Source organism: uncultured Nostoc sp. (genome assembly GCF_964245445.1).
GTDB lineage: Bacteria > Cyanobacteriota > Cyanobacteriia > Cyanobacteriales > Nostocaceae > Nostoc.
In genome coordinates this window covers 1-25,326 of record NZ_CAXTNE010000098.1, presented here as the reverse complement: position 1 = coordinate 25,326, position 25,326 = coordinate 1, and the positions used below count along the sequence as shown (strand labels likewise).

Here is a 25,326-nt window from a genome sequence, read left to right as displayed (position 1 = left end):
AGTACTTCCAAGTCATGTTGAGGTACTTTAGAATCGTGTTGGAGTACTTCCAAGTCATGTTGAGGTACTTTAAAATCGTGTTGGAGTACTTCCAAGTCATGTTGAGGTACTTTAAAATCGTGTTGGAGTACTTCCAAGTCATGTTGAGGTACTTTGAAATCGTGTTGGAGTACTTCCAAGTCATGTTGAGGTACTTTGAAATCGTGTCGGAGTATTAGATGATGGGTTTCCTTAACTCAACTTACGACAAAGGCAATCGCGCAAGCAGACACTTTTTTAGTACATATTTACTAAATAATCCAGTCAGAACTCAAATACCAACTTATGACCCATTGTTGGTAATGTCAAAAAATAGACTTCATACTAACTTTTGCGATAACAAACCTGTGGCTTGCACCCGCTTAGTCAAGCTTTAGGACAATCTCATCCGCGATGCAGACGGATAGCAAAGTTGCGGTAAAACGACGTTACGACACAAGGTGATATTGCTAATGTCCTTTTGTGTCGCAGTAATAATTTGAAAACTTCACCTATTGGTTAGGTCGATTAGTAGGATGAGTATAATTTCTAATCCTTTCACCCTTGAGATTAACAATAGTACCCGCGTCAGTTTGAGTAACATTAAATTTATTACCGTCATCAAAGATAACACCACTAAAATTAGCAGTCGTCCCATTGTCTCTAGTAACGGATATAGTAACGCTACAATCACTATTCACCTTGTACTTACCACGAGTGGTAACGTTGGTTGTCACATTTCCTGCAACACTATTAGCCAGAACAGTACCCCCGCTTGTCCCATCACCATTATAAGTAATTATACTAGTTATTGCATACGGTTGGGTGTAATTTATATACCCTTCACTTTGATTTACATATGTTCCATATAGAGTTCTATTTGAGCATGTTTTTCCTGCTTTTGCCCTTTGGGTATCCAGAACAACTAAAGTGCTAAATGCTGATAGAAGACAAAGGGTTAATGTCGCTAAAGATTTCACCGTTTTCATTTTAAATCTTTGTAACAGTTTGAACTACACAGCTAAGTGAATAACTTGTGCTGGCAGCTAAAATTATCCCATGCAAACCTAACCATAATACATCAAGAATTGTAAGCTGAATTTTATATACGTCTTAATTTTCTTTTGTTAAGGAAATGGTAAAAGGATAAATTGAAATCATTTCTATACTTGGTGGTCAAAGAATTTGAATGATCAGGATGAGATTGAGTAAATATTTAAAGACACATACCAACAAATAACCGAATGTTAGTAAAACAAAAAAAATCAGGCATACTGACAGTAACGCTACCCCTTGTTCCGTCAAGTTTCGTCATTTGTCTGCCCTGGATATCTTATACCAATTCGCAATTCGCAATGACGCTCGTTCGCGCAGCGTGCCGTAGGCAAGACTCGCTAACGCAATTCGCAATTGAAAAATTTAGATGCAGCAAGGTAATTCCTGCTTACATCTGTTGCCTTATTTTAGAGAATTGGTATTAGCCGCTCGCCAATCACCGAAAGTTAGTAAAACGGAAAAAACTCAGCCTGCTGTATCCAGACGTAAGTCGCCAAATCAGCGCAGATATAAGGGTGTGCGATCACGGGAATATCGGCATTGCTGAATAAAGGCAAGTCCTAAAATTCACATTGAGTCAAGCTGCTAAATTGAAAAAACCCCGTTACTGGAATGTCAGTAACGGGTTCTATCGTTAACTAGCTTGATTAATACGCCGTTTTTACTCAGCCTCTAATTGTTCTGGAGTGCTGACCACTATCCCCGGTTTCGCTCTCATGATGCTGAGGTAATGCTGAAATGCCTCCTCATCCTGGGGGTTTGATATCACATATTGTCTTAATTATTGCTCATTAAGAGTTAAATAGTCTGTCCTCGGATAATGTTCTCCCCATTACTAAGAATTTCTACCTGGATGGTTTCGCCTATCAAAATCACGATTCGGCTTGTCCATTTCTTGGCGATGGGTGAGATAATATGCGATCGCTGCGTATATCTCCCCTAAACAGAGAACGGGATACTGAACAGCAATTTCTTCAGGTGTAGAGCCGTTATGGTATGTTGCTAACAAGCTATCGAGAGTAACGCGGCTTTAACCGATGCGAATACCTCCAGCTTCATCCCAACGAAACGGTGGAGCGGTAACCTGAAATTCGATTTGAACGCTCATGGGGGCAATTCTTGGATTTGTGGTATTTCTGTCTTCAGTTTACTTTACCCGTTAAAGAGCGATCGCCTTTAGGGACTTCCAAATAAAAAAAGATACCATCGCTATAGAAGGAGGGAAAGTCGTAGTGAAGTCCAGAAATTGGATAATTTATTTTTTGGAGTTCCCTTACATCAAAATTCAAAATTGAGGAAAAAGACTGGAGGGGATGTAAGTCTTTCCCCTCCACCCCTTTTGCCCTATGCCCAATGCCCAATTAATTCAACGGCTCCATAATGGCTCTTAAACCGTTGTTATAGAGTGTTTTGAGCATTTCTTTAGCGTTATATTCACTGCTAAATACTCCTGCTTGCATAACTCTTTGACCTTGCCAAACAGTGGGAAATGCACCAGGAGCAAGGAATCGCACTAAATCTTGATCTTTATCAGTGAAGAGTGGAACTACTATGCGATAACGTACACCTAACTGTGTCGCAGAGTTACTACCATAGGGAATACTTGCAGAACTTGTTCGTATATTGCGACTATTAGCAATAGGGATATTGCGATTGGGAAGTGGTAAAAGTGCAAAAGCAGGTGAGGCAGAAGTTTCTTGTATTGGTAATGGCTGCTGTGTTTGATCCGTCATACTTGGAACTGGTGGCTGTGCAACTGAATTGGATGGGTACTCAGGAGCAGTAAACTCAATTGTCTTAGGCTCAATCCGCACATAATTCAACTGTGGTGTATCAGGTGGCTGTGCTGGATTGGGAGTTGCAACTTGAGTGTTTGGTCTTTGTTTAGCTGACAAGCTGCTAGGAGTAGGAAAACCGGCAACTTTAGAGGTGGGTTGCTGTTGATTGGATATAGGCGTAGAAAGCGGCACATTGGCTGGCAACAATGGCAGCAGTTGACTGTTTAATTTTGTAGGAACACGACTATTCGCTGAAATGCTGTTGCTGGTTTGCCTATTAGTACTTTCAGAGATTTCGGGAGCCGAGAAGGTGATTTCCCCGGTTGGTGGTATTTCTCGTAATACATTGTTGGGGACAGGGGTGGGTTGAGAATTTTGTGTTGCAAGTGCTGTTGTACCGTTCATATCTACCTTGCCAGTGATGCGATCGCTCACAAGGTTGTTACCAGCAGCAGAAATCACCTGTTTAGCAGCGCTGGCGTTAATGTCGTAGCGGGCATTATTTTGAAATTGATTACCCCCAGGTTCGGATGCACTACCTAAATCTGGCATTGCTTGAGCGATCGCAACTAAACCATCTTCTTTATTGTCTTGAATAATATTATTCCGTAAAATCGGGCGGGCGTTTGCTTGCACCACAATTCCCGATCTATTATTTTGAATTTGATTCCCTATGACTACAGGTGCGGCATTTTGGGCAATATTGATGCCAAAACCCGTTTCGTGAAAGACATTTTCCTTCACTTGGGGACTGGAGTTACCAGCAATTGTGATGCCATTAGCTCCATTGCGATCAAAAGAATTCTTACTAATAGTAGGTGCAGCATTACCACAGACAGAAATACCATCTTGGGTACTGCCAGTAAATGTATTTTCTGCGATTACCGGATTACTTGATTCAACCCATAAACCGTAACCACGGCGGTTTGGGTTCGTCACCGTCACCCCGGTAAGCAAAGTTTGGTTTGCTCCAACAATTGCGACATTTTGACCGGCAAAGCTCCGGCTTAGGTAATCACCACCTCCCTGAATTACAATATCTTTACCTTGATTGCTAGGGTTGCCTTGAATTGAGGTACCCGGTTTCAATATTAAAGGAAATTCTTCTCCTGTCTCGGCGCTATAAGTGCCCGTGGAGAGCATAATTACAGTATTGGCGTTAGCTAATCGCAACGCTTGAGTAATCGTTTTCACAGGAGCGGATTCGCTGCCATTGCCTGCTTTGTCATCTCCATCATTTGGGTTGACAAACAGCACGTTAACCTGAAAATTTGTTTTCTCAACCAGAGGCGCTGAATTTGGTGTCGATGGCATCTGAGCAATGCCTTCTCTACGAGAGGCTTTGCCAACGGCGAACTCCATTAACGGACTACCCAGGAACGCCGTACTTGCCGCTCCCATGTCTACGGTAAAAGATAATACTGATAAACTAAAAAATAAAAGCCTTGCTGATTTCAGAACCTTCAGCTTTGCAAGCATAATATCTACCCTATGGTACTTAGGAAACATACGATGGTGAATCATATTTAACACAACTCCTCGGAAGTAACCATATACTCTTATACTCTCTAAGAGTATTATGTCGATAATATTACTCACATATCGACCGAGTGGCGATTTTTAAGACAGGGTAATAAATGATATTGTGTCTGTTCACCAATACCTTGTCCTAAAGGACACACTATGCGATCGCCAAAATACCTTCACTGTAAAATTTGTTAATTATCAGTGAGGCGATATATACAATGAGTTTCAATAATCGGCTCGGATAATATCTTGGACGATAAAACGCTCTATTTCAAAGTTAAAATTTACTTTATAAATGCTCTATAAATAGTATCCATGCAGTCTCAAATTTAATTTGCCTATTGTGGATTTTCCAGTGTATAGGCTCTGGCTAGTACGCCACGGCGTAATAAATAGAGCAACCATTTAAAATCCCTAAAAAGCCGATTCCATAATACTTTTGACTTTTGACTTTCAAACGCCAGTTGCTAAAGAGCGGGAACGCTAAGAGCGTAGCTTGCTTCCCCGTAGGGGTACAAGTCGGCACAGCCGCCCAACGCCACTGGCTCCTTTTGACTTCCGCCTTGCGGTACTAGTCCTTTGTAAGCTTGTCGTTTACCTTAAAATACTTGACTAACCTTAGTGCGAAACTGTAGCCTCATACCCTTATCACTGCCTATAGGAACATGGGATAATTTCCCGTAACCCTCATTACTACGTTATTTTGCGTATATTCTGCCAAAATTGAGTAAAAAAAAGCAAATTAATTAACTATGGTTACTAGGATATATGATAATTCACACTTTGATGAAAGCACTAACGGGGTTGTTGTAATGGTCGAGCCATACAGCCAAAAAGAGCAAATACAACAAGTTGTTTACCGCATTTTAGATGCCAATTTAGATCGCGCTCGTGAGGGCTTGCGGATTATTGAGGAATGGTGTCGCTTTGGCTTGAACAATGCCCAGTTGGCTCTTGAATGCAAGCGGCTACGACAAGAGGTAGCTAAGTGGCATACCCCAGAATTGCGGGCGGCGCGAGATACACCAGGCGATCCTGGGACTGAGTTAACCCATCCTCAAGAAGAACAACGAGCTAGTATCAAATCGGTGTTGCAAGCTAATTTTTGCCGGATAGAAGAAGCATTACGGGTATTGGAAGAATATGGCAAGCTTTATCGCCCAACTATGGCTAAAGCTTGTAAGCAGATGCGCTATCAGGTTTATACTCTAGAAAGTAGTTTAATGGGTCATCAGCGCCATCAATTATTGTGGCGATCACGTTTGTATCTTGTTACTTCCCCACATGAAGCTTTGTTGAACAACGTCGAAGCTGCACTAAAAGGTGGATTAACGCTTTTACAATATCGTGACAAAACCGCCGATGATTCTTTGCGTCTGGAACAAGCCAGAAAACTCCGGCAGTTATGCCATATCTACGGTGCTTTGTTCATTGTTAATGATCGCGTGGATGTAGCTTTAGCTGTCGATGCAGATGGGGTGCATCTGGGACAACAAGATATGCCCATTGCTGTTGCTCGGCAATTACTCGGTTCCCAGCGTCTGATAGGTCTTTCTACCACAAATAAAGAAGAAATGCAAGCAGCAATTGCTGAAGGTGTAGATTACATTGGCGTGGGGCCAGTTTATGAAACTCCTACGAAACTAGGTAAGGTAGCAACAGGTTTAGAATATGTCACCTATGCTGCCAAAAATTGCTCAATTCCCTGGTTTGCCATTGGAGGAATAGATGCCAATAATATCAATGATGTGATCGATGCCGGAGCCGAACGTGTAGCAGTGGTGCGATCGCTCATGCAAGCCGAACAACCTACCCTAGTAACACAATATTTGCTCTCCCAACTCAATCGCATTAAACCAGAATTTTAAAAGAGTCATTTGTCATTTGTCATTCGTCATTTGTCCAAAGTAAGTAACCAATACCTAATACCCCATTGCCTACTCCCCACTCCCCACATTTATGTCTAATGAGATTACCATTCAGGTAAATGGGGAAACCCATAGCTGTTCGTTTCAAACTTCTTTACCCGACTTGCTCCAACAGTTGGGTTTTAATCCCCGCTTGGTGGCTGTAGAGTATAATGGCGAAATTTTACACCGCCAGTTTTGGCCGGAAACAAAAGTGCAACCAGGCGATCGCTTAGAAGTGGTAACTATTGTTGGTGGTGGTTAGTTAATTTGAGCCAGCAAGCCCAAATCCTTGAGGCTACGTCGTGTAATTTCGATGTGGGCGGGTGCGTCCTCTGCTTTATCCATATCAAGGACATCCAATAATTGTAAAGACAAGTGATTGCATTTGGCGCTTTGCGTAGTGCCGAAGGGATTGCCAAATACGAAACAAGATATTTTTCATTGCATATTTAATGGAATCACAAGCGAGATTTTACACTGCAATTTTGCTCATTTTCAAAGCTATTGATTGGAATTGTCGCTCTTGCCACCGCGCCATCAGGGCCTGAATTCTAAAATTGGCGTAGGTTAGGGAGCCACTGCACCCTTGCGGTTTCACCACTTGTTCGCGCAGCGTTTCCCATTCTCCCCAGGGCTGTGGGAGGAGGTGAGCAAAGCTCGCCTCCTCCCCCCTCTATGTACTTCAGTGACATTAGCTTTTGGCGTTCGCTCAAGGTGAATTCATCTTACAAAACCGCGTTTCATCCCTCTGATTTGTAAAGCGATCGATGAAGGGTTCTACGCTTGGCTAATTCTTTACCTTTGCGGCCAAGCTGCTCACGTAGTTGCTGATCTTTACACAACCGATTGAAAGCTTGAAACACTTCATAACCAGAATTAGGATTAACCAGTATTCCATTCTCTTCATTCTGAACTGTGTCTAGAACACCGCCTAACCGAGGAGCAATTACAGGTTTACCGAAGTAACTTGCTTCTAAATAAACCATACCAAAACCTTCCATATTGTTAGCTTTAGTATCCAATAAAGTTAACATGGCAAATATATCGCAAGCAGCATAATAACCTGTTAATTCTCGCTCAGACACATATCCGGCAAAGTGGACGCGCTTATCTACCCGCAAACGATACGCCAAAGATTTCAGTTCCGATTCACTTGACCCTTGACCGCAGATTATATAGTGGACATCGACCCCAAAAGTTAGCAATAGTGGAATGTTATCAATTACTCGGTCGAAGCCTTTATGTTTTACTAGCCTGCCGATGGAGAGAATAACTATTGCTGATTCGGGAATATTGTACGCCTGACGCACATGAACACGTAAATCATCCAGGCTACTGGGACTCGCTACATTATTACCAAATTTTTCTGGTCTGATTACTGGGTTAATTACATGGGTAGGAGTATCTAATCGGAAAGCAGTTCTAAGGTAGTCTCTTGTATAAGAACTGTTACAAACAATGCCTTCGGCGCGTTTGAGTGTTAATTTAAATAGCGATCGCAGCACGGGATTGTGTAAAGTACAATGAAGATCATTGCCGTGCAGATAGATAAAAAAGCGAATCGGTAAGAAATAACTCAATAGCAACAGCGAAGGGAAATCATAGCCGTGGCCCCACTCTATATAACGGTAGTGATAGCGAAAATAAAGTCTGATTGCTAAGACAAAGGAGCAGACGATATTCAGCAAAGGCTTCAGGATACTTCCCACAAAGCCAGTACGCCAGTATCTAGGATAAAACCAGCGATATACGGGAAACTGTTGACCTTGATCAAATACTTTGTCTCCTGAGCAACTAGCCGCCAGCACAATTACTCGTTCTGGATCTTGCAGACAGCGATTATAGATATATTCCCCAATCACAGCTTCTTTCGGCAGAAAAATCCGGGATATGACTAGGATATCTGGGTATGCAGCTTTGTCTCTGATTTCGGCTGTTAGTTGAGAAATATGTTCCATAATAAAGCTGATAACTTTACTTCAAATAATTTTTAATTTATTTACAATTAGGATTATTTTCAAAGCCTTAATTCTTATTTTATTTCTTTTAAAACGAATGTGGTAGACAAATTTGAAGCCGATTTTACAAAATTAGCCAGGAAGATTGTTTTTTTATTGTGTTGATTTTATTTTTGCTCCAAATTTCTCACTACTTGAGAATTTCTGTGCATGATGAACAATAAATCAAAGCTAACACTTGTATGTAGCCAAGTTGATCAGTAAACAAATGTTGCGAAAATTACGAAGTTTAGCTACGTTCAATACTAAAAACTTGGAGAAGTATTTGAGAGTTATCTTTCGTCTGGCTATATTTAATGATAAGCATCATGGACACTTTCTCGCTTAATGCATAGAAGTAAATTCAAGGTTATTATATGTAATAAATACTACTTATGACAGAAAATATCCTCCCACCTTGCAATCAAATAAGTAGGGTGCAGTATTAAAAAATTAGTCAATATAATCATTAAAAATTAAAAGTATCTGTATAATTTCAGACTGTAGCCTAAAAGTGCTAGTCCAAAACCTAGCAACAATACTTTCTGTAATTGTGAACATATCTTAAGGTACGGTTCCCCAGTCGAGAAATCCCCCCTACGCTCGCTGCCTACCCAACAGAAGACGCGGTAGATTGAATATGTAGCCTTTACTCGTGAATGCTACGTGAATGCTACAAAGCAAGCTTTTACGGGCTGGCGTTAGCGACAGATTGAAACACTCCTACCAGCATGGGGAGAAATCATAAATAATTCAGTTTTCCAAGCGATTGTATTATGCGTAAAAAACTACAACAAACCATCAAACCACTGTTAAAAAGCTTGTTAGCGCTAGGACTGGTGCTAACTTTGGCTCTTAGCCACGCCGATGGAGCATTAGCGGCCCGCAGTGGGGGTCGAATCGGTGGTGGCTCCTTTAGAGTACCTTCCAGTCGCACCTATACACCGCGCACTTATGCACCTCCTGGCGGAGGCGGATACTATCCTGGTGGTGGTTTTGGTGGTGGTTTTGGCTTTCCCTTCCTACTTCCTTTTTGGGGTATTGGGGGAGGATTTGGTGGTCTATTTAGCATCTTAATTTTCTTTGCGATCGCTAATTTTATATTGCAAACTTTCCGCCGCGTCTCTGGCGGTGAAACTCCAGAAGCAGATTACACCAGTAACTCTCCTGTTTCTGTGACTCGTTTGCAAGTAGGTTTGTTAGCTCAAGCCCGTGAATTGCAAAATGAACTCAACCACATTGCTGAAACTGCTGATACTAACACACCACAGGGGAGAGCAGAAGTTCTACAAGAAGCCAGCCTAGCTTTACTCCGCCATCCCGAATACTTTGTATATGCAGGTGGTGGCACTCAACAAGCCAGTTTAAATTCAGCTGAAAGTCAGTTCAATCGGCTGTCACTGGCAGAACGCAGCAAGTTTAGCGAAGAAACTATTTCTAACGTCAACAACCAGTTAAGAGCAGCCCTTGCCAAAGATGCTTTACCTCCGGCTGGTGAACTCGACAACCCCACCCGCCTATTTACCGAAGGCCCTGGTGAATATATTATCGTCACCTTGCTGGCGGCGACACTAGGTAAGTTTGAAATCCCCACAGCGATTAACAGTGCTGATGATTTGCGTCAAGCTTTGCGGCAAATTGGTAGTATCCCCAGTGAGAAACTTCTGGCAATTGAAGTTCTTTGGACTCCGCAAGCTGAAAATGATACCCTGACATCTGATGATGTACTGGCAAATTATCCTGATTTAAGACTTGTTTAATTTCTAAAAAATTTCGCGCTTTAGTGCGAAAAAAGAACTTAGCATCTTGGTGCAACAAATAAGTTACCCTTTGAGGGCAATAATTAGAAAACCGTTTGTCAATGACAAGCGGTTTTTGTATAATTTAGATATAGAAGGAATTACGCACTGAAAACTGAAACCTAGATCCCCTAATCCCTTTTAGAAAGGGGAGAATCCTAAAAGCTGCCTTCTTAAGGGTGTTGGGGTATCTCTGATACCTAAGTCTTATATACTTAATTTTAGAAAAATTATTCTTAGCTAAGACTTTGGTAGTATTATCAAAATGCATTATACGTAAAGTGTTATCTTATGCCTAGTGTTGAAGCCGACGAAAACCGAGAGCATCGCATTAAAACAGAGATCATTGTAGATGCTGAAGATAAAGAAGACCGGGCCATGGGTTGGTACTATTACCTCGAAGAGGCTCTGAATTTTCCCTTTATAGCTAAATGGACTAAGAAGGCACGCAAATCAGGTTCTACTGAGGAGAAACAAGTGGAAGTGCTGGGAATGGCCCCAGATGATGAGTGCTTGAAAGATATGCTTGTAGAAGTGGCTTACATTAATGGTAAGGATGATGATGTATATTCTGCAAAGTTATCTGAAATAGCAGCCATTGATGCTGACAGCGAGACTCAAGAAGCGATCGCAGATTGGCTCTATTGGATTGCTAGAGGATATAAATTTTAAATTCTAGGATAAATATCGAATGACGCGGCAGGGATTGCCAGCAGCGACAACATTCTCAGGTATATCTTTGACAACTACACTGCCAGCACCAATGGTTGTGTTATCACCAATAGTTACACCTGGACAAATAATTGCACTGCCACCAATCCAGACATTATTACCAATGTTAATTGGGGCAGCTAATTCTCTTCCAGAAAGACGAATTTCTGGCTCTGTTGGGTGATAAGCAGTATAAATTTGCACATAAGGAGCGCATAAGACATTTTCACCAATATGAACTGTATTGCAGTCTAAAATTACACAGCCATAGTTCATATACAATCCGTCACCAGCGAAAATATTACTGCCATAGTCACAGTGAAAGGGTGGCACAATTGATATTTTGTCAGCGATTTTTCCAAATAATTCTTGCAAAATTTGCTGCCGTTGCTCTTGCTGTTCCTCAGTTGTAGAATTGTAACTTCGCAACAGACGACTAGCTCGCTTATTTTCGGCAGCCAATTCTGGATCATCCGCCAGATATAATTCGCCTGCGAGCATTTTCTGTTTTTCGGTTTTTTCCATGACACCAATTTATAACTATCAAGTTGGGTTACTATACAATCAGCGCTCGCTAAGTGTTTATACGGTTGGGATTGGCGATCGCCCCTCTAATTTTGTAGATTAAAGGATGCTTTATTGATGAGGATATTGTTTTGAAATCTAAGTGTAACACTCCAGTATGGATTGATATCTCTTCTTTGAGATTCGTAATCAGTCAAATAAACATCTTGATTGTTCCACTGGTAAATCTTTTCACGTATTTGTCCATCAGGGGAATCAATATTGTTTTCATAAATCAAGATACCATCCCAGCCTAGAATGGAACGAACTTCATCATACGACATGCCTGTAGATATAGAGTTATATAAATTTTCCCTGATTTCAGATAATAAACTTATCTGTTTAATCTGTATAGTCTCATTAGTATTTTGATTAAATACTTTAAATATAGAGTTTAGAAAGAAGGTAGGTATCTGAGTAATATAAAAAACTCTATGGGAATAGATAAACGCAATCCATGCCAATAAAACAACAGCTAAGAATATTGAATATTTCATAAAAAAAGGGTGGTATAACCACCCTACAACTTTCTGCAATAATATCAAGTAGGGTAATAACTAACGAATCCCTGCACTACTTTCGTGGGTACTGGTATATGAATTCATAATAGTATTGATCGTACCCCATACTCTAGCTGTCGTCTCTTCATAAAAACTACCATTTAATTCAGCACCAGTATTCTGAACAGTAAAATCTTTAAAAACTTTTCTGACTTTACCATTGTTGTATTCGGTTTCAACCTTACCATCAATGTAAATATTATTATACGAAGAGTTGTAATCTTGGGTGCGAGTTGAATTGGTTACATTATCGATGTTCAAATTAGTCTCTGTTCTGCTTTGCTGAATTGTCCACTGGTTCAAAACAAAAGTCTCACCTGCTTTAGCAGGGCTAGCAAACAAAGTAGCAAGAATAGCTAAACCGAGAACTTTCTTCATTACTTTGTCCTCATTATAAATTAGTTAGCTTTGTCAAAAAAACTAATCTTGTCAAAGTAACTAAAAGAAGTGCTAGGGTGTATTAATCACCCTAGAATATTTTAAAATTGCATTAAGCACTATTAAGAATTAACGAACACCTGCGCTGGTTTCATGAGCATTAGTATATGAGTTAGTTCTAGTATTAATAGTACCACCAAGATTAGTCCAATTAGTTTCACTATATTTACCATATAGCTCACTACCTGCTGTATTATTGGTAAATTTATCAAAGGAAATATCTGTACCACCAGCAGGTGTGCTGATATTAATATTACCATCGACGTAATCCTTTTCAGCCCAAGAATCATATTTTTCGTTACGTTGGGAAAAAGTCTTAGAATCAAGTCTTAAATCGGTCTTTGTTATACTGTCACTCCATGAATTTTCGTCACGCACAAATGTTTCACCAGCAAAAGCAGGAGTAGCTAAGAAGGTAGCAAGAAGAGCCAAACCAAGAACTTTTTTCATGAGTTTATCCTTGTTGTAAATTAGTTGTCTTTTTCAGTCTCATTTTTAGGTAATTCTTGAGACTGGAACCTGGGAAGTTTGTTAGGTTCATTTGTATTAGTTCTGTTTATAGCAACCCCTTTACAGACAGCAGAAATAGTAGGAAAGCTGTCGGGGCTTAGTTGGATACCAGCGCTGATTAATTCAGCACAGGCACGAGCATTGATAATCTCTACATCATATTGAGTCTTACGAGAAATAGTTTCAGCCATTTGTTTGCAAGTACTCTCTAAGCTTCCACCCAAAGGGAAAACTATAGCAGCATTCACAGCATAAGAGGCGTTGTTAGAGAAACTAATCCCGTCATAGGAACTCAAAGCAGTCCCTAATATTAAAGATGGTCGCGGACACACAACATTTATTCCAGCTACTCCTTGAATCTTATAAGTAGCCGATTCACCAAGGTTGTAAACTCCTGTTTGATTAATTGCAGCAGAGTTCCGTTGTTGATTATCAAGAGTCTGCTCTTGATTAGGCTGAGATTGAGAATTAACAGAGTTAGTAACAGATTGTGCTTGGGCTTCGAGATTTATGCTAACTACTCCAAGTAGACATAGTAAGGAATGGTTAGTAAATAGTCGTAGAGCTTTTTTAAACATTTGAAGTTTTTTAGATATTGCAAAAGAAGGATGTTAAGAGTCATAGATTAAGTAACTTGGCAGAATAAAACCAAACTCTGTTAAGAAAGATAAATTAAGGTAAAACTGTCTTTCTTCCTGCCTCCTACCTCCTACCTTCTGCCTTATCCCAACGACAAACTTTTACGATGACCTACTTGATTTACTAATTGGGTGCTTTATCTCATTAAAACAATAACGAGCATCATTGCTATCTGTAGTATCCGCCACTTGATTTACTCTTGAAAGTATTGAGGTTTCTGAACTTTTGCTGTTCGTTATCCATCACGAATTAATATTCTCAACAATCCAAAAAAGACGCGAGGGGGGTTTTGTGGGATTAAGTGGGAAATTGGCAAAGATTAATATTCATAGAGCGAATATAGGATGAGCTTTAAAGAACAAGAGAAAAAGCCAAATTTTTAAAGCAATGATAATAAAAATTTAAAGATAAAATGAAGCTTATTTGAGCTTTTTGAAAACTTAGTCAATAGAAGCGATCTTTTTAAAGATAAAATAAACTGGTTCCTAAACTAGTTAATACCTTGTATCATTATAAATACTTAGATAAACAATATTTCAACTCATCTCAAGTTAATAAATTTTATATGACTCCTATTTGGCTTTTGAAAAAACGTCCTACTCCTTTAGCTCTCTTCTCTCGTGTTCCCTGTCTTCACGAGTAAGTTGATAAATCAAATCAGATTGCTATATCAACTATTAACAATTCAAAATTCCCGTGCGCCTTGTCGCAGCCTCTCATGCCACTTGTTACAACAGGGAGGCAGTCCGTTGGGCGGGTAATGCCCGACTTGTTCGCACAGCGTTTCCGACAGGAGAAGGAACTGCGGTTAAAACCCCCACAACGCAGTGGCTTCCTTTGGGAGAAGGGTTCTTAAACCCTTTAATTTATGATAATTAATCATCTGCATAAAATTTATCAGATTAGTTTAACCTATGAACATTCAAGAGTTATTAACTATTGCGGATAAAGTGGTATCGAAATCATCTGGCAGACACTTGACTGATTTACAAAGTGATTTGTTAAAAGCATCTTCTGAAAATCAGACATACGAACAGTTTGCCAACGATCACGGCTACTGCCTCGATTATATAAAGAAGGATGTAGGGTCTGCGTTATGGCAATTGCTATCTCAAGCATTAGGAGAGAAAGTTACAAAAAAGAACTTTCGGCAAGCGTTAGAACGATATCAACAGGCTGAAAAATTTGTGACTTATGACGAAAAAGAAAAACAGCAATATTTTGGCATCTACCTGATGTTTTGGCTTTTTAAGGAAGCACAGAAGAATTCGACAACCTTTGAGAATCGATATTACAGCATAGATGCCGAGTAATACTGCTGCCTTGGAATTCAAAACTTCACTAATTGAAAATTTAAACTACTTATGTCAGATGCTTTTCAGCCATATCAAGAAGGATGAAAATAATCGTAAATTTCTTGAGCCAAACGCGGGCCGATTCCTGGAACCTCAGCAAGTTGTGTGGGTGCAGCTTGCCGAATATAATCAACTGAGCGAAAATGCCCTAGTAGCTGCTTTTGTCGATGATGTCCTAAGCCAGGAATTTCATCTAAACGCGATCGCTTCAATTTATCACTGCGTTGCTGACGATGAAAAGTCACTGCAAATCGGTGCGCTTCATCCCGCAACCGCCGCAACAACTGCACCCCTGATTGTTCTGAATCAGTTGTTAAGGGTTTAGATTCTCCTGGTAAAAAAATCTCTTCTCGCTGCTTCGCCAGACTCACAACTCGCAAGTCTTCTAATAAATTCATCTCTTGCAAAACGGCGACAACTGATGATAATTGACCTTTACCACCATCTATCATGATTAAATCAGGCCAATCTGGATTACCCAAACGTGCCAACTGTGGATCGTCGCCATACTTACGGAACCGTCGCCCAATAACTTCAGCAAGACTAGCAAAATCATCTGAATGTCCCGCCGTCACCGTGGGATTTTTAATTTTGTAGTGGCGATAATGCTGTTTTGCGGGTAAACCGTCGATAAACACAACTTGCGAAGCTACTGCATTTGATCCTTGAATATGGGAAATGTCATAACCTTCGATGCGGTGGGGTACATCTGGTAAATCAAGAATGGCTGCTAAATCTTGCATTGCCTGGTCGTTGCGATCGCCTAATTTTTGCATTCTTTGCAATTCATACTGGGCATTTCGCTCTACCATCTCAATTAATTCTGCCTTAGTTTGCCGCAAAGGAGTCAAGATTGTGACTTTTTTACCTTTACGTTGAGTTAAGACATCCGCTAATATCTCGCTATCTGGTAAATCATGCTGTACCAAAATTTCTAAAGGTATTTCTACTGAGTCAGCAGTTTGATAATGTTCCTCTAAAGCTCGTTGTAAAATAGCTCCCGGTTCTGCGTGAGCATCCGCCACAAAGGCCAAGCGGCCCACCAATTGTCCAGCGCGAATCTGGAATAGTTGAATGCAGGCGTATTCTTCGTTGGCTGCCAGTGCGATCGCATCCCGCGAAACTGTATCATCTGGTAAGGAAACTTTTTGATTGGCTGTCAGGGACTTTAACCCAGAAATTTGGTCACGAATCCGCGCTGCTGACTCAAAATTCAAGTTTTCAGCTGCTGCGTTCATCTGTTGAGTCAAAATATCAATCAGTTCCTGAGTTCGCCCTTGGAAGACCATCGCTATTTTTTGCACAATTTTGCGATATTCTTCTGGTGAAATCATCTGTTGACACACACCCGGACAACGCCCTAAATCATAATTTAAACAAGGACGGTCTTTGAAAAGTGGTTGAGGTCGTTGTCGCTGTGGAAAGATGCGCTTACACAGGCGGACAATTTCTCGTAAAAGACCAGCATCAGTATAAGGCCCGTAAAATTTATCCTTTTCTTTGCCGAATTGACGTTTACGGGTAATAAAAATTCGCGGATAATCTTCTGACCAAGTGATGCAGAGATAGGGATATTTTTTATCATCTTTGAGCAGTACGTTAAAGTATGGCTGGTGCTGCTTGATCAAATTTGCTTCTAGGGCTAACGCTTCGGCTTCGGTATCAGTGACGATGAATTCAATTTCTGCCACCAACTTCACCATCGTAGCGATGCGTTCACTCTTGTTGTAGCCATCCCGGAAATAGGAACGGACACGCGATCGCAACTTACGTGATTTACCTATATATATAATGCGATCGCTACTGTCCCGCATGAAATAAACCCCCGGTTCCGGTGGAATTTCGGCTAGACGATTTTCCAGTCGTTCTGGCTCTTTAACCAGTGGTAATATTTGAGTAGATATTGTCACAAACAAAATTAGGTAATCTATCTCTATTTTAAGAAAAATTATTTTTTCGTGCCGATTTAAGAAAGTATTTATCAAGTAAATGTAAAGTAGTTAGGCTTTTAGTCTGCACATAGAGAAGTATGTAGGCACTTCTGCGGCTTCTTTCAGGGTGGCTTAGTTTCCGACGATAGCGGGCGCACCATCTCAATTAACAAAACTTGGGGCAAAATCCCCTTGTTAAAGGTAGACAACACTACTGATAGTGGTTCATGTCGTTAAATTTGATTAGTTGGTTTGTCATCAAAACCCTGTAGACACGCATTAGTGCAGTGGTACGTTAGTGTAGCGGGGCAAAACCCAATCCAATTTTGCGTCTTTTTAGAGTTGTCAGAATAAAAACTTGGCTTTTTGAATTTATAATTAGCATTTTAAAATCAACAGTTATTTGTTATTGCAAAATTATTTTTTATAAAAATTATTTTTTTCTTCATATTGCTAAATTTATATTTTTATTATTAAAAGTAATTAAATTTTTGACTATTGCTTATATAAATATTAGACAACATTAGACAAAATTTATTCTTAAACAAGATTTTTAGGTTTTATTTGAACTGATAATATTAAGCGATTTAACGGATTTAGGAAGTTAAATTTACGAATATCATTAGAAATATAGCCATTACAATAATTTCAGGCAATAGTTGAACTATGAATCTGCAAGAGTTTGAAGGCCAATACCGGGAAGCGATGGCTGAAACGCTCAATGATCTGCAAACAGCAGTTTTGTTGTTAGCGCAATTACAACATAAAATTTCCAAAATTGGCAGTTCTGTGCAACATATTAGTGAGCAAGTTGAAGAGTTCATCGCAGACCAAAAAGCTGAATAAAGGCATGCCACGCCCAGTAGAAAAGTTTATTTGTGGCAGCAACTCAACTCTTCTTCAATCGTAATTATAAGATCCTTGAGTTTTATAGGTTTGACAAAATAGCGGCGTGCGCCCAAACTCAGAGCTAGTTCTTGATCGGCTTTAAAAGCAAAGGCTGAAACTACAATGATAGGTATTTTTGACAAATCAGGTTTTTGCTGGACTTGTTTTAAGAGCGAATAACCGTCAATATCTGGCAATTTCAAGTCTAATAACATTAAATCTGGCTGAAATTTTTCTATCGTCGAGAAAAAAGTAGAGCCTTCTGATAAGCTTTCGACATCGTACCCGCAGTAAATTAGATAGTCACTCAGTAACAACCTATTGAGATAATGGTCTTCAACTAGCAAAACTCGTCTAACTTTCTGTGACCGCAATGGCTGATCTATATTAAATAATTGTGCTGTCATTGCTACCTATTATCTGATTATATTAAGTAAAAGCCAACTATTATTACCGTAAACGAGAAGCCTAGTGTATTTAAACTGTAAAACCAATAGAAGTTTGACTTATGTAATCTAACCAAAGATATGAATAAATTAAAATTTAGCTACACTTTAATACTTAAAAAATAGTAGAATTCAATCAAAAAAATAAGCTTTTATTACATTTTTTTTGAATCATATTTTAAATAAACAGCTAATTTTAAAAATTGAATAGCCTAAATTTTATTGGTAAAACCACTTAAGCAATAATATAACTAACGGTATGGTAAGTCATACCATTCAACGAAATATCTATTACAAATCCATTAGTAGAGGCATATAGATGTAAACCCTTATAACCGATTAATTTGTATGCAAATATTTTTATAAACAGTATAACCTAGAAGCTTAAATAATCTTATAACTGAAAGGAAGTATTCAAAAAAAAAGGGAGGTGTTAGCTCCCTTACTTATTTGTAGTTTTGAACCCGCAATCTTAAATAGATGCTTTTTTAAACTTGCGTTGGGTAGCAAACACACCAGCAACACCCAACAGACCAAGCATTACGGATGGTTCTGGGACTGCTGCAGGAGGTACACCTTTGATAGTGACTTCATAATTACCACTATGGGATATTCCATCGCTTAGTTCAAGTAAACCAGATTCGGTAGCTTTAAAGCTATATAGGTAGTCAGTTTTGCCGTCATAAGTGTATTTGACGATTTCGCTTGCTTGTAATTTAAATACGCTAGACGACAGTCCTAAAAGGGGTGCGGCATTTAAGTGACCTGCTAAACCAATACTAATTAAACCACTAGTGTCATCTTGATTGACATAGGAAATATTAGGGTCACTAAAGCGTTGGAATCCGCCATTTATAAGAAAGCTGTTAAACAAAGTCTCTTTACTAGAGTTGAACGTAGCGAGTAAAGTACTATTAGAACTTAGAGCCTGGTTAAACCAGATGTTAGCTAAGTTATTTAACCCATACGTCGTAGTTGTTTGGCCGACTCCAAACCAGTCATCAGAAGTGAGGCTGCTTAGAGTCAGGGTTTTCCCACCGATTGTACCTGTCAAGGTGGTGTTTTTGGTAAAATCAAAACCAGCTTGTTCACTACTAGCAGCTAGCTCCACATTTCCAGTGGGACTTGCGGCGTTACCACTTATAACTTTTTGTACATTTTCACTAGTATTTGCTACTGTGAAGGTATTTGTAGCATTGGAATCATAGACTAAATAATCACTGGCTGCTGTTCCACCAATAGTAGCACCGGTGAGGGTTCCAGCCTGTGCTGGTACAGTGGCAAGAGCGCTCACACCAATAGCTATTGAGGCACCAATTAAAAGTTTCTGAAAAGTTATTTTCATTTTTTCAAGTCTCTGTCAGTTTGGAAGTTAAGTTTTAAACTACTGCCGTTTCTAAGCTTGGGCTGTCTTGACTACAGGCTTTTTGGCAATACGACTCCTTAAAAGCGCGACCTGCATTGTTAGGAATTTTTGGTATCTGAGCGTACAAACCAAGTTTAAAAAACGGGGAGACCTGATTGGGTAAAGTTTCTGCTGTTATCAATAAAAAAATGACGAATATTTTGATATTATATTACGTATAATTACGCAATCCAATAATTTTAATAATTTAAAACCAACAATATAATGATTTTAAATTCAGTATAGTACTGTTATTCGTAGGGACGCAAAAATGTGCGCCACTACCTCTAGGCGTGTTCTATCCATAGACTTTGCTGCAAAAAATCTTTGGTGTTGAGCTTGAGAAGAAATTCAATAAAGGAACTGGGCAATTCTTTCCACAGCAGTTTCTAACAAAAGTGGCTCATGCACCAAGGCAAAGCGGACATATCCTTCTCCAGATTTGCCAAAGCCAGCACCTGGGGAAGCTGCTACACCAGTTTGCTTGACTAGCTGGGTACAAAATTCGATAGAGTTTTGACTCCAATGTGAGGGCAGTTTTGCCCAGATGTACATTGTGGCCTGGGGAATAGGAACATTCCAGCCAATGCGGTGTAAAGCAGTGATGAAAGCATCACGGCGCTGCTGGAAGGTAGCAACAGCAGATTTTACCCCAAGTTGAGGGCCAGTTAGAGCTGCGATCGCACCATTCAAAATCCCCCGATACTGATTAAAATCAACGGCGGCTTTTACCTGGCGTAAGGCGTTAATTAACTGAGCATTACCGATGGCGTAGCCAATGCGGAAGCCGCCCATATTGTAGGACTTGGAAAGGGTGAAAAATTCAATAGAGACGCTTTTCTCTGGATCAGCTTGCAGAATTGAAGGGGCTAGGGATTTTGGATTTTGGATTTTGGATTTTGAATTGCCAGAAGAATCTGCCGACTCTCCAGTTTCCTGAAATATTAAATCTACGTAGGGGAAATCGTGAACCAGCACGAGATTGTGTTGCTGACAGAAGGCGACAGCTTCTTGGAAGAAAGATAAAGGAGCGATCGCAGCTGTGGGATTGTGAGGATAACTTAGTACCATCATCCGCGACTGAGCCAAGACTGGTGCAGGAATATCAGCAAACACTGGTAAAAAAGCGTTTTCTGCCCGTAGTGGCATCGGGTAAATTTGACCACTGGCTAGGTAGACTCCCCCCGCATGGGAGGGATAACCTGGATCGAGCAATAGGGCAAAATCTCCTGGATTGAGTATTGCTAGGGGTAAATGGGCAGTACCTTCTTGAGAACCAATTAGAGGTAATACCTCAGTTTGAGGATCGACTTTGAGACCAAATTTTTGTTCGTACCAGTTGGCTGCGGCTTCACGAAACCCAAGAGTTCCGTTAAACAACAGATAGCCGTGGGTACTGCGATCATGGAGAGATTGGGTGATCGCCTCAATGACATGTGCCTGGGCGGGTAAATCAGAAGACCCCAGCGACAAATCAATTATTTGTTGCCCAGCGGCCAAAGCGATCGCCTTGGCTTTGTCCATATCGGCAAATACATTAGATTGCAGGGGTTGTAAACGCTTTGCAAATTGCATGTTAGTCACTTGTCCTTTGTCATTTGTCATTTATCCTTTGTCCTTTGTCCTTTGTCCTTTGTCAAATGACTAATAAACTCTTGGAGAGGCTGCGCCCTAAGCATAGCTATGCCGCAGGCTTTACGACAACGCTCAGTACAAGTGACCAATGACCAATGACCAATGACCAATGACTAATTATTATTTAAGTGAGTATCTAAAAGTTCGAGTAATTTATCTTTGCCGATGACTCCCTCAGTAGATATCAAAACTTCCTGGTCTTGAAATAGTCTGAGGGCTGGTACACCTTCCACTTGGTACTGCTTAACAGTGAGTGGGTTGGGGTCAATTTCCATTTTAACGACTTTGAGGCGATCGCTATATTTGGTAGCAGCTGAGTTAATCAGGGGGGACATCAATTGACAAGGCCCACACCAGGAAGCCCAAAAGTAAACTAATACAGGCTGTTCGGCTTTTAATACTTCTGTTTCAAACTCAGCATCAGTTATGGTGATTACAGCCTTACTCATTGCAGTCTCCATCAGGTGGCGATCAAAGTTGGCACACACAATACTTTATCCCAAAGTAGTCAATAGTTTATAGTCAATAATTCATAGTTATTTTGACTGTTAACTATTGACTAATGATGTAAAATCCCACAACCAACAGGCGTGGGACTAGCTCAAACAAGTTTTCTGCCAATTTTACAATTGATCCAATTGCTTGCGTAGAGAATCTAACTCGGCATCAACCACTTCATTAGACTTTGGAGCAGTAGTTTCATGTTGCGGTGGCAGTTGCGCTTGAGTTACTGGAGTAGCGGGTGGTAACATTTGCGCTTTTAAAGCTGCCAATTCATCATCAACATCGCTACCACCTTCCAACTGGGCAAATTGGGTTTCTAAATCTGCACCTGCTAACTCTCCTAGTGCCTGGGCCCGGGATTCTTGCATCAAGACTTTTTCTTCCATGCGCTCGAAGGCAGCCATTGCACTGCTGGTATTCATCCCACGCACCATGCCTTGAAGTTGCTCTTGGGCTTTGGCAGTGGTGATCCGAGCTTTAAGCATTTCTTTCTTGGTTTTAGCTTCAGAAATCTTGCTTTCCAGCTGGATTAAGTTGCGCTTGAGGGTTTCAACTTGAGTGCTTTGGGTATCTAAACTAGCTTTGAGGGCGGCGCTGGTGTCCGTATAAGTCTTTTTGCGCTCTAGAGCTTGTCGTGCTAGGTTTTCATCACCTTTTTGCAGCGCCAGTTGGGCATTGCGTTGCCACTTATTGATTTCATTTTGGGCATCATTATACTGTTTCTCACTACGTTTTTGGGAGGCGATCGCCTGGGCTACTCCCTGACGCAGCTGCACCAAGTCTTCCTGCATTTCCAGGATGGCTTGTTCTAGCATTTTTTCGGGGTCTTCGGCTTTGTTAACCAGGTCGTTGAGGTTAGAACTAACTACTCGCTTAATGCGATCAAATAATCCCATAACTTTGTTTTTCCTTGTTTGGTTTACGCTTTTTGTTGGACAGTGAGCTTTTTTATTTTTTAATAGCTACCTATTTCAATGTAATCTTTCCGGTTTGAATCAGTATGTTCTAACAACTCTTAATTGTTAAGATATCTCCAAAGAGGGGTAATTAGCCGAACTTCAACCAAGAGGCAGGGGGCAGGGGGCAGGGGAGATAGAAAAGAGTTGGGATTCGCCCACACCTGTTGCGTTAGCTTCCCGCTCTTTACGATAACCACACTTGCTTGAGTGGGAAATTCAGACCCATGTTCTCACCCTCATTCCACGACAGTTCTTGATGGGGTCATTTCCCCCTGCTCCCTGCTCCCTTGCCTGTTTTTCAAGAGTCCTGAGTTTTGGGTAACTGCTGTTGGGGGAGGTGTGTCTTCTGGCTCTCCTGGGCGAGGAAATTGCTGTGCTGTGTGTTTTCTGCCCCATTTAAGACCTGCACCTTCATCGCTGCCAATTCGGCATCTACATTATTAGTAGATTCCAAGGAAGTAAATTGTGTTTCCAAGTCGTCGCTACTGAGTTGAGCTATTGCTTCTGATTTAGCTTCTATCTGTAAAACTTTTTCTTCCATGCGCTCAAAGGCATTCAGACTGCTGGTGGCAGAAACTCCGCCGAGCATTTCCTGGAGGCGATAAGACGCTTCGGCAGAACGGGCGCGAGCAATATACATATCTTTTTTTGTTTTCGCCTCGGAAATTTTTAACTCTAGCGATCGCATATCCTTTTTTAGCCTAGCGACTATCTCGTTTTGCTGCTCTATCTGGGAAAAGAGGGCTGTGGCGGATTCTTTATAGGCTTGGCGCTTAGTTAAAGCTTCCCGTGCTAGAGGTTCGCTGCCTTGTTGCAGGGCCAATTGGGCGCGGCGATACCATTCTTCTGTTTGAGACTGGGCGGCGGCGGCCTGCCGTTCGGTGCGTTTTTGGGTAGCGATCGCTTGTGCTACACCCTGCCGCAACCGCACCAGATTTTCCTGCATTTCTAGGACAGTTTGCTCCAGAATCTTTTCTGGATCTTCTGCACCACCAATCAAACTATTGAGATTAGCTCGAATCACCCGCAGGATACGCTTGATTAATGCCATGTCGGCTCTCCATTCACGAAACCCAGCCAGTAATGAGTGCTGTTAGCTACCGCTAACAGCACTCATTGACTCAGCGCTCATAACTCAGGACTGTTATCTCATGGTATCGTAAATTTTTGCAACTTATGGCTGCTGAACTCGTGCTTTGATTCCCTTTGCCTGTAACAATTTCAGATGTTGTTCTACTTGCTTTTTAGTCTTAAAAGCACCCAAATAAACCAATTCTTTGTTGGGTGATAAATAAGCATCGGGAATTACTTGCCGTGCTGATGCTAAAGCTGCATCTTTATTATCTATTACTACATGATAGAACCCATCTGTTGCTGGTTTGATTTCTGCATCAGGCTTTGGTGAGGTTTTTGCCGTCGAAGTGGGAGGCAAATTCAGGGGAGGCAAGGGCTGTACTGTCGGTACTGGTGCTAAGGCGATCGGATTTGTCGGTTTTAGGGCTGTGTTGGGGTCAGGCAATGCCGATTGAGGATTTGCGGGCTTTTGGGGAACCACTGGATTAGGCACTACTGCGAGGGTTGGTTGGACTTTGGGTTTTAAGCCAACTACATCATTAGGGTCTCTCACCTCAGGAAACTCTTGGGCAGCTAGATTAGGATACTTGGGTATAGATGTGCTTGGTGGTTGGATCTGAGGTTGGACATTACTCCCAACTTCCTGAGTATTTTCTGGTGCAGGAGACGAGTTTCCGTTAAACAACTTGCCTAAATTCCATTCTGGCAAGCTTTTAGGATTGAACACTACATAACCCAAGGTAAGACTCGCTAACAATAGCAGCAACATCGAGCCGATACCCATAGGTGATAGCAGACTATCGCTAGAATTGTTTGGTTTTTTGGTTTCTAGTTGTTCTTCTGTCAGACTTCGCAGCAGTGCTTCACTAGATTCCAAATAGTCATCTGGGTGCTTAGGGGTGTCATCTGGCTGCAAGAGATTTTGGCTCTTAGTATCTTTAATTATTGCTGGCACGATGCTGCTACTAAAGTTGGGCGGTGGCGGGGGAAGTTGAGTTTGTGTTTTAGCATAATCAGAGATGGAGGGCACATTAAGATTATTTAGTTCCTCAGTTTTTGCCATAGCTGACGCTGGGTTCTTTTGAGGATTCACAGCTAGAGAAGATGTCGTTGGTACCTCAATTTTTGCTGTAGCTGGCGCTGAAGTTCCCTGAAGATTCACGGGTACAGATGTAGGTGACACGTTAGGTTTAATTACCGTAACTGATGACTGAGTTGTGCCCGATGTTGTAGGGATGGCAGTTAACGGCTGAGATTGACTGCTCATGTAAGTTGCAACACGAGGCTGCTTTGATGCCATCAAACCAGTTCGCGTGCGTCGGTATCGAGCTAACTCTTGATCTAGCGGCACCTCTAAACTCGCTAGCGCTGCTGCTAGCGCTGGTTTCAACCCAGGTGTTTTAGACGATTGAGTACCGGAATCATTCAGGGAGTTTTGAGTCATGGCCTCTGTACCTCAAACGTAGATTGCTGGAATTAACTTTAGATATATTTGTGACAATAGTAGCGAAAATTATCTAAATAGATAGATTGGGAATTGGGAATTGAAAAGAGGCACAGGGGTAGGGTGCTGCTCTTGCTGAGGGGAAAACTCTTCTCCCTTGCTCCCCATTCCCCATTCC

At 41.0% G+C, this 25,326-nt stretch carries 24 protein-coding genes and 1 pseudogene; 7 read left to right on the top strand and 18 right to left on the bottom strand.

Annotation, left to right across the window (positions count from 1 at the left end):
* Positions 1–530: 530 nt before the first annotated feature.
* From ACFE90_RS17590 to ACFE90_RS17575, 4 genes and pseudogenes are all read right to left on the bottom strand, one after another.
* Positions 531–1,007, bottom strand: a complete 477-nt coding sequence (locus tag ACFE90_RS17590; RefSeq protein WP_375502699.1) for a hypothetical protein — start codon at positions 1,005–1,007, stop codon at positions 531–533.
* A gap of 728 nt (positions 1,008–1,735) precedes the next feature.
* The gene (locus ACFE90_RS17585; protein ID WP_375502697.1) at positions 1,736–1,843 is read right to left on the bottom strand and encodes a DUF6887 family protein; all 108 of its coding nucleotides are present in this window, start codon (positions 1,841–1,843) and stop codon (positions 1,736–1,738) included.
* A 66-nt stretch (positions 1,844–1,909) separates the two neighbouring features.
* Positions 1,910–2,089 (bottom strand): annotated as a pseudogene (locus ACFE90_RS17580) (DUF433 domain-containing protein); the annotation flags it as partial.
* A 346-nt stretch (positions 2,090–2,435) separates the two neighbouring features.
* The gene (locus ACFE90_RS17575; RefSeq protein WP_375502695.1) at positions 2,436–4,376 is read right to left on the bottom strand and encodes a DUF1565 domain-containing protein; all 1,941 of its coding nucleotides are present in this window, start codon (positions 4,374–4,376) and stop codon (positions 2,436–2,438) included.
* An 815-nt stretch (positions 4,377–5,191) separates the two neighbouring features.
* Between ACFE90_RS17575 and ACFE90_RS17570 the strand changes: the two genes are divergently transcribed.
* Both ACFE90_RS17570 and thiS read left to right on the top strand, forming a co-directional pair.
* Positions 5,192–6,247: a thiamine phosphate synthase gene (locus ACFE90_RS17570; RefSeq protein WP_375502693.1), complete on the top strand. Its 1,056-nt coding sequence runs from the start codon at positions 5,192–5,194 to the stop codon at positions 6,245–6,247.
* Positions 6,248–6,338: 91 nt separating this feature from the next.
* Positions 6,339–6,551 carry a sulfur carrier protein ThiS gene (thiS, locus tag ACFE90_RS17565; protein WP_334983227.1) on the top strand — a complete coding sequence of 71 codons (213 nt, stop codon included), beginning with the start codon at positions 6,339–6,341 and terminating at the stop codon, positions 6,549–6,551.
* Positions 6,552–7,029: 478 nt separating this feature from the next.
* Here the strand turns inward: thiS and ACFE90_RS17560 are convergent, their stop codons facing one another.
* Entirely contained in the window at positions 7,030–8,247 is a 1,218-nt protein-coding gene (locus ACFE90_RS17560) for a glycosyltransferase family 4 protein (protein WP_375502691.1), read from the bottom strand.
* An 815-nt stretch (positions 8,248–9,062) separates the two neighbouring features.
* Here ACFE90_RS17560 and ACFE90_RS17555 point away from each other — a divergent pair.
* Both ACFE90_RS17555 and ACFE90_RS17550 read left to right on the top strand, forming a co-directional pair.
* Positions 9,063–10,046 carry a DUF1517 domain-containing protein gene (locus ACFE90_RS17555; RefSeq protein WP_229492400.1) on the top strand — a complete coding sequence of 328 codons (984 nt, stop codon included), beginning with the start codon at positions 9,063–9,065 and terminating at the stop codon, positions 10,044–10,046.
* A 330-nt stretch (positions 10,047–10,376) separates the two neighbouring features.
* Entirely contained in the window at positions 10,377–10,757 is a 381-nt protein-coding gene (locus ACFE90_RS17550; protein ID WP_375502689.1) for a calcium-binding protein, read from the top strand.
* Between the two features lie 3 nt (positions 10,758–10,760).
* Here the strand turns inward: ACFE90_RS17550 and ACFE90_RS17545 are convergent, their stop codons facing one another.
* The 5 genes from ACFE90_RS17545 to ACFE90_RS17525 form a co-directional block, all read right to left on the bottom strand.
* Positions 10,761–11,321 carry a sugar O-acetyltransferase gene (locus tag ACFE90_RS17545; RefSeq protein WP_375502687.1) on the bottom strand — a complete coding sequence of 187 codons (561 nt, stop codon included), beginning with the start codon at positions 11,319–11,321 and terminating at the stop codon, positions 10,761–10,763.
* A gap of 86 nt (positions 11,322–11,407) precedes the next feature.
* Positions 11,408–11,857: a hypothetical protein gene (locus ACFE90_RS17540; protein WP_375502685.1), complete on the bottom strand. Its 450-nt coding sequence runs from the start codon at positions 11,855–11,857 to the stop codon at positions 11,408–11,410.
* Between the two features lie 60 nt (positions 11,858–11,917).
* Complete coding sequence (locus tag ACFE90_RS17535; protein ID WP_375502683.1) at positions 11,918–12,298, bottom strand: hypothetical protein; 381 nt, start codon at positions 12,296–12,298, stop codon at positions 11,918–11,920.
* A 129-nt stretch (positions 12,299–12,427) separates the two neighbouring features.
* A complete protein-coding gene (locus tag ACFE90_RS17530; protein WP_375502681.1) occupies positions 12,428–12,808 on the bottom strand; it encodes a hypothetical protein in 381 nt (126 codons plus the stop codon).
* Between the two features lie 20 nt (positions 12,809–12,828).
* Positions 12,829–13,446 carry a hypothetical protein gene (locus ACFE90_RS17525; RefSeq protein WP_375502679.1) on the bottom strand — a complete coding sequence of 206 codons (618 nt, stop codon included), beginning with the start codon at positions 13,444–13,446 and terminating at the stop codon, positions 12,829–12,831.
* Positions 13,447–14,225: 779 nt separating this feature from the next.
* On the opposite strand from ACFE90_RS17525, the gene ACFE90_RS17520 reads away from it, so the two are divergent.
* Together ACFE90_RS17520 and ACFE90_RS17515 are read left to right on the top strand one after the other, a co-directional pair.
* On the top strand, positions 14,226–14,363 hold the full coding sequence (locus tag ACFE90_RS17520) for a hypothetical protein (RefSeq protein WP_375502677.1): 138 nt from the start codon (positions 14,226–14,228) through the stop codon (positions 14,361–14,363).
* Between the two features lie 58 nt (positions 14,364–14,421).
* On the top strand, positions 14,422–14,820 hold the full coding sequence (locus tag ACFE90_RS17515; RefSeq protein WP_375502675.1) for a hypothetical protein: 399 nt from the start codon (positions 14,422–14,424) through the stop codon (positions 14,818–14,820).
* Between the two features lie 74 nt (positions 14,821–14,894).
* Here ACFE90_RS17515 and uvrC read toward each other — a convergent pair whose 3' ends face one another.
* Positions 14,895–16,772, bottom strand: a complete 1,878-nt coding sequence (uvrC, locus tag ACFE90_RS17510; RefSeq protein ID WP_375502673.1) for an excinuclease ABC subunit UvrC — start codon at positions 16,770–16,772, stop codon at positions 14,895–14,897.
* A gap of 687 nt (positions 16,773–17,459) precedes the next feature.
* On the opposite strand from uvrC, the gene ACFE90_RS17505 reads away from it, so the two are divergent.
* The gene (locus tag ACFE90_RS17505; RefSeq protein ID WP_375502671.1) at positions 17,460–17,639 is read left to right on the top strand and encodes a hypothetical protein; all 180 of its coding nucleotides are present in this window, start codon (positions 17,460–17,462) and stop codon (positions 17,637–17,639) included.
* Positions 17,640–17,665: 26 nt separating this feature from the next.
* On the opposite strand, the gene ACFE90_RS17500 is transcribed toward ACFE90_RS17505, so the two are convergent.
* The 7 genes from ACFE90_RS17500 to ACFE90_RS17470 all read right to left on the bottom strand — a co-directional run bounded on the left by ACFE90_RS17500 (position 17,666) and on the right by ACFE90_RS17470 (position 25,148).
* Entirely contained in the window at positions 17,666–18,088 is a 423-nt protein-coding gene (locus ACFE90_RS17500) for a response regulator (RefSeq protein WP_375502669.1), read from the bottom strand.
* A gap of 511 nt (positions 18,089–18,599) precedes the next feature.
* On the bottom strand, positions 18,600–19,472 hold the full coding sequence (locus ACFE90_RS17495) for an NF038130 family PEP-CTERM protein (RefSeq protein WP_375502667.1): 873 nt from the start codon (positions 19,470–19,472) through the stop codon (positions 18,600–18,602).
* A gap of 411 nt (positions 19,473–19,883) precedes the next feature.
* Entirely contained in the window at positions 19,884–21,107 is a 1,224-nt protein-coding gene (locus ACFE90_RS17490; RefSeq protein ID WP_375502701.1) for an LL-diaminopimelate aminotransferase, read from the bottom strand.
* Between the two features lie 173 nt (positions 21,108–21,280).
* A complete protein-coding gene (locus ACFE90_RS17485; RefSeq protein WP_375502665.1) occupies positions 21,281–21,616 on the bottom strand; it encodes a thioredoxin family protein in 336 nt (111 codons plus the stop codon).
* Between the two features lie 174 nt (positions 21,617–21,790).
* Positions 21,791–22,567: a PspA/IM30 family protein gene (locus ACFE90_RS17480; protein ID WP_375502663.1), complete on the bottom strand. Its 777-nt coding sequence runs from the start codon at positions 22,565–22,567 to the stop codon at positions 21,791–21,793.
* A gap of 361 nt (positions 22,568–22,928) precedes the next feature.
* The gene (locus tag ACFE90_RS17475) at positions 22,929–23,681 is read right to left on the bottom strand and encodes a PspA/IM30 family protein (protein ID WP_375502661.1); all 753 of its coding nucleotides are present in this window, start codon (positions 23,679–23,681) and stop codon (positions 22,929–22,931) included.
* A gap of 123 nt (positions 23,682–23,804) precedes the next feature.
* Complete coding sequence (locus tag ACFE90_RS17470; protein WP_375502659.1) at positions 23,805–25,148, bottom strand: hypothetical protein; 1,344 nt, start codon at positions 25,146–25,148, stop codon at positions 23,805–23,807.
* Positions 25,149–25,326 lie beyond the last annotated feature (178 nt).

Bases quoted from the DNA above. Each gene is read 5' to 3' on its own strand.
- ACFE90_RS17570 (WP_375502693.1), top strand. From the start codon at position 5,192: ATGGTCGAGCCATACAGCCAAAAAGAGCAAATACAACAAGTTGTTTAC.
- ACFE90_RS17555 (WP_229492400.1), top strand. From the start codon at position 9,063: ATGCGTAAAAAACTACAACAAACCATCAAACCACTGTTAAAAAGCTTG.
- ACFE90_RS17470 (WP_375502659.1), bottom strand. From the start codon at position 25,148: ATGACTCAAAACTCCCTGAATGATTCCGGTACTCAATCGTCTAAAACA.
- ACFE90_RS17535 (WP_375502683.1), bottom strand. From the start codon at position 12,298: ATGAAGAAAGTTCTCGGTTTAGCTATTCTTGCTACTTTGTTTGCTAGC.
- ACFE90_RS17490 (WP_375502701.1), bottom strand. From the start codon at position 21,107: ATGCAATTTGCAAAGCGTTTACAACCCCTGCAATCTAATGTATTTGCC.
- ACFE90_RS17500 (WP_375502669.1), bottom strand. From the start codon at position 18,088: ATGACAGCACAATTATTTAATATAGATCAGCCATTGCGGTCACAGAAA.
- thiS (WP_334983227.1), top strand. From the start codon at position 6,339: ATGTCTAATGAGATTACCATTCAGGTAAATGGGGAAACCCATAGCTGT.
- ACFE90_RS17520 (WP_375502677.1), top strand. From the start codon at position 14,226: ATGCCACTTGTTACAACAGGGAGGCAGTCCGTTGGGCGGGTAATGCCC.
- ACFE90_RS17560 (WP_375502691.1), bottom strand. From the start codon at position 8,247: ATGGAACATATTTCTCAACTAACAGCCGAAATCAGAGACAAAGCTGCA.
- ACFE90_RS17550 (WP_375502689.1), top strand. From the start codon at position 10,377: ATGCCTAGTGTTGAAGCCGACGAAAACCGAGAGCATCGCATTAAAACA.
- ACFE90_RS17515 (WP_375502675.1), top strand. From the start codon at position 14,422: ATGAACATTCAAGAGTTATTAACTATTGCGGATAAAGTGGTATCGAAA.
- ACFE90_RS17480 (WP_375502663.1), bottom strand. From the start codon at position 22,567: ATGGGATTATTTGATCGCATTAAGCGAGTAGTTAGTTCTAACCTCAAC.
- ACFE90_RS17575 (WP_375502695.1), bottom strand. From the start codon at position 4,376: ATGATTCACCATCGTATGTTTCCTAAGTACCATAGGGTAGATATTATG.
- ACFE90_RS17545 (WP_375502687.1), bottom strand. From the start codon at position 11,321: ATGGAAAAAACCGAAAAACAGAAAATGCTCGCAGGCGAATTATATCTG.
- ACFE90_RS17530 (WP_375502681.1), bottom strand. From the start codon at position 12,808: ATGAAAAAAGTTCTTGGTTTGGCTCTTCTTGCTACCTTCTTAGCTACT.
- ACFE90_RS17525 (WP_375502679.1), bottom strand. From the start codon at position 13,446: ATGTTTAAAAAAGCTCTACGACTATTTACTAACCATTCCTTACTATGT.
- ACFE90_RS17505 (WP_375502671.1), top strand. From the start codon at position 17,460: ATGAATCTGCAAGAGTTTGAAGGCCAATACCGGGAAGCGATGGCTGAA.
- ACFE90_RS17485 (WP_375502665.1), bottom strand. From the start codon at position 21,616: ATGAGTAAGGCTGTAATCACCATAACTGATGCTGAGTTTGAAACAGAA.
- ACFE90_RS17590 (WP_375502699.1), bottom strand. From the start codon at position 1,007: ATGAAAACGGTGAAATCTTTAGCGACATTAACCCTTTGTCTTCTATCA.
- ACFE90_RS17495 (WP_375502667.1), bottom strand. From the start codon at position 19,472: ATGAAAATAACTTTTCAGAAACTTTTAATTGGTGCCTCAATAGCTATT.
- ACFE90_RS17475 (WP_375502661.1), bottom strand. From the start codon at position 23,681: ATGGCATTAATCAAGCGTATCCTGCGGGTGATTCGAGCTAATCTCAAT.
- ACFE90_RS17540 (WP_375502685.1), bottom strand. From the start codon at position 11,857: ATGAAATATTCAATATTCTTAGCTGTTGTTTTATTGGCATGGATTGCG.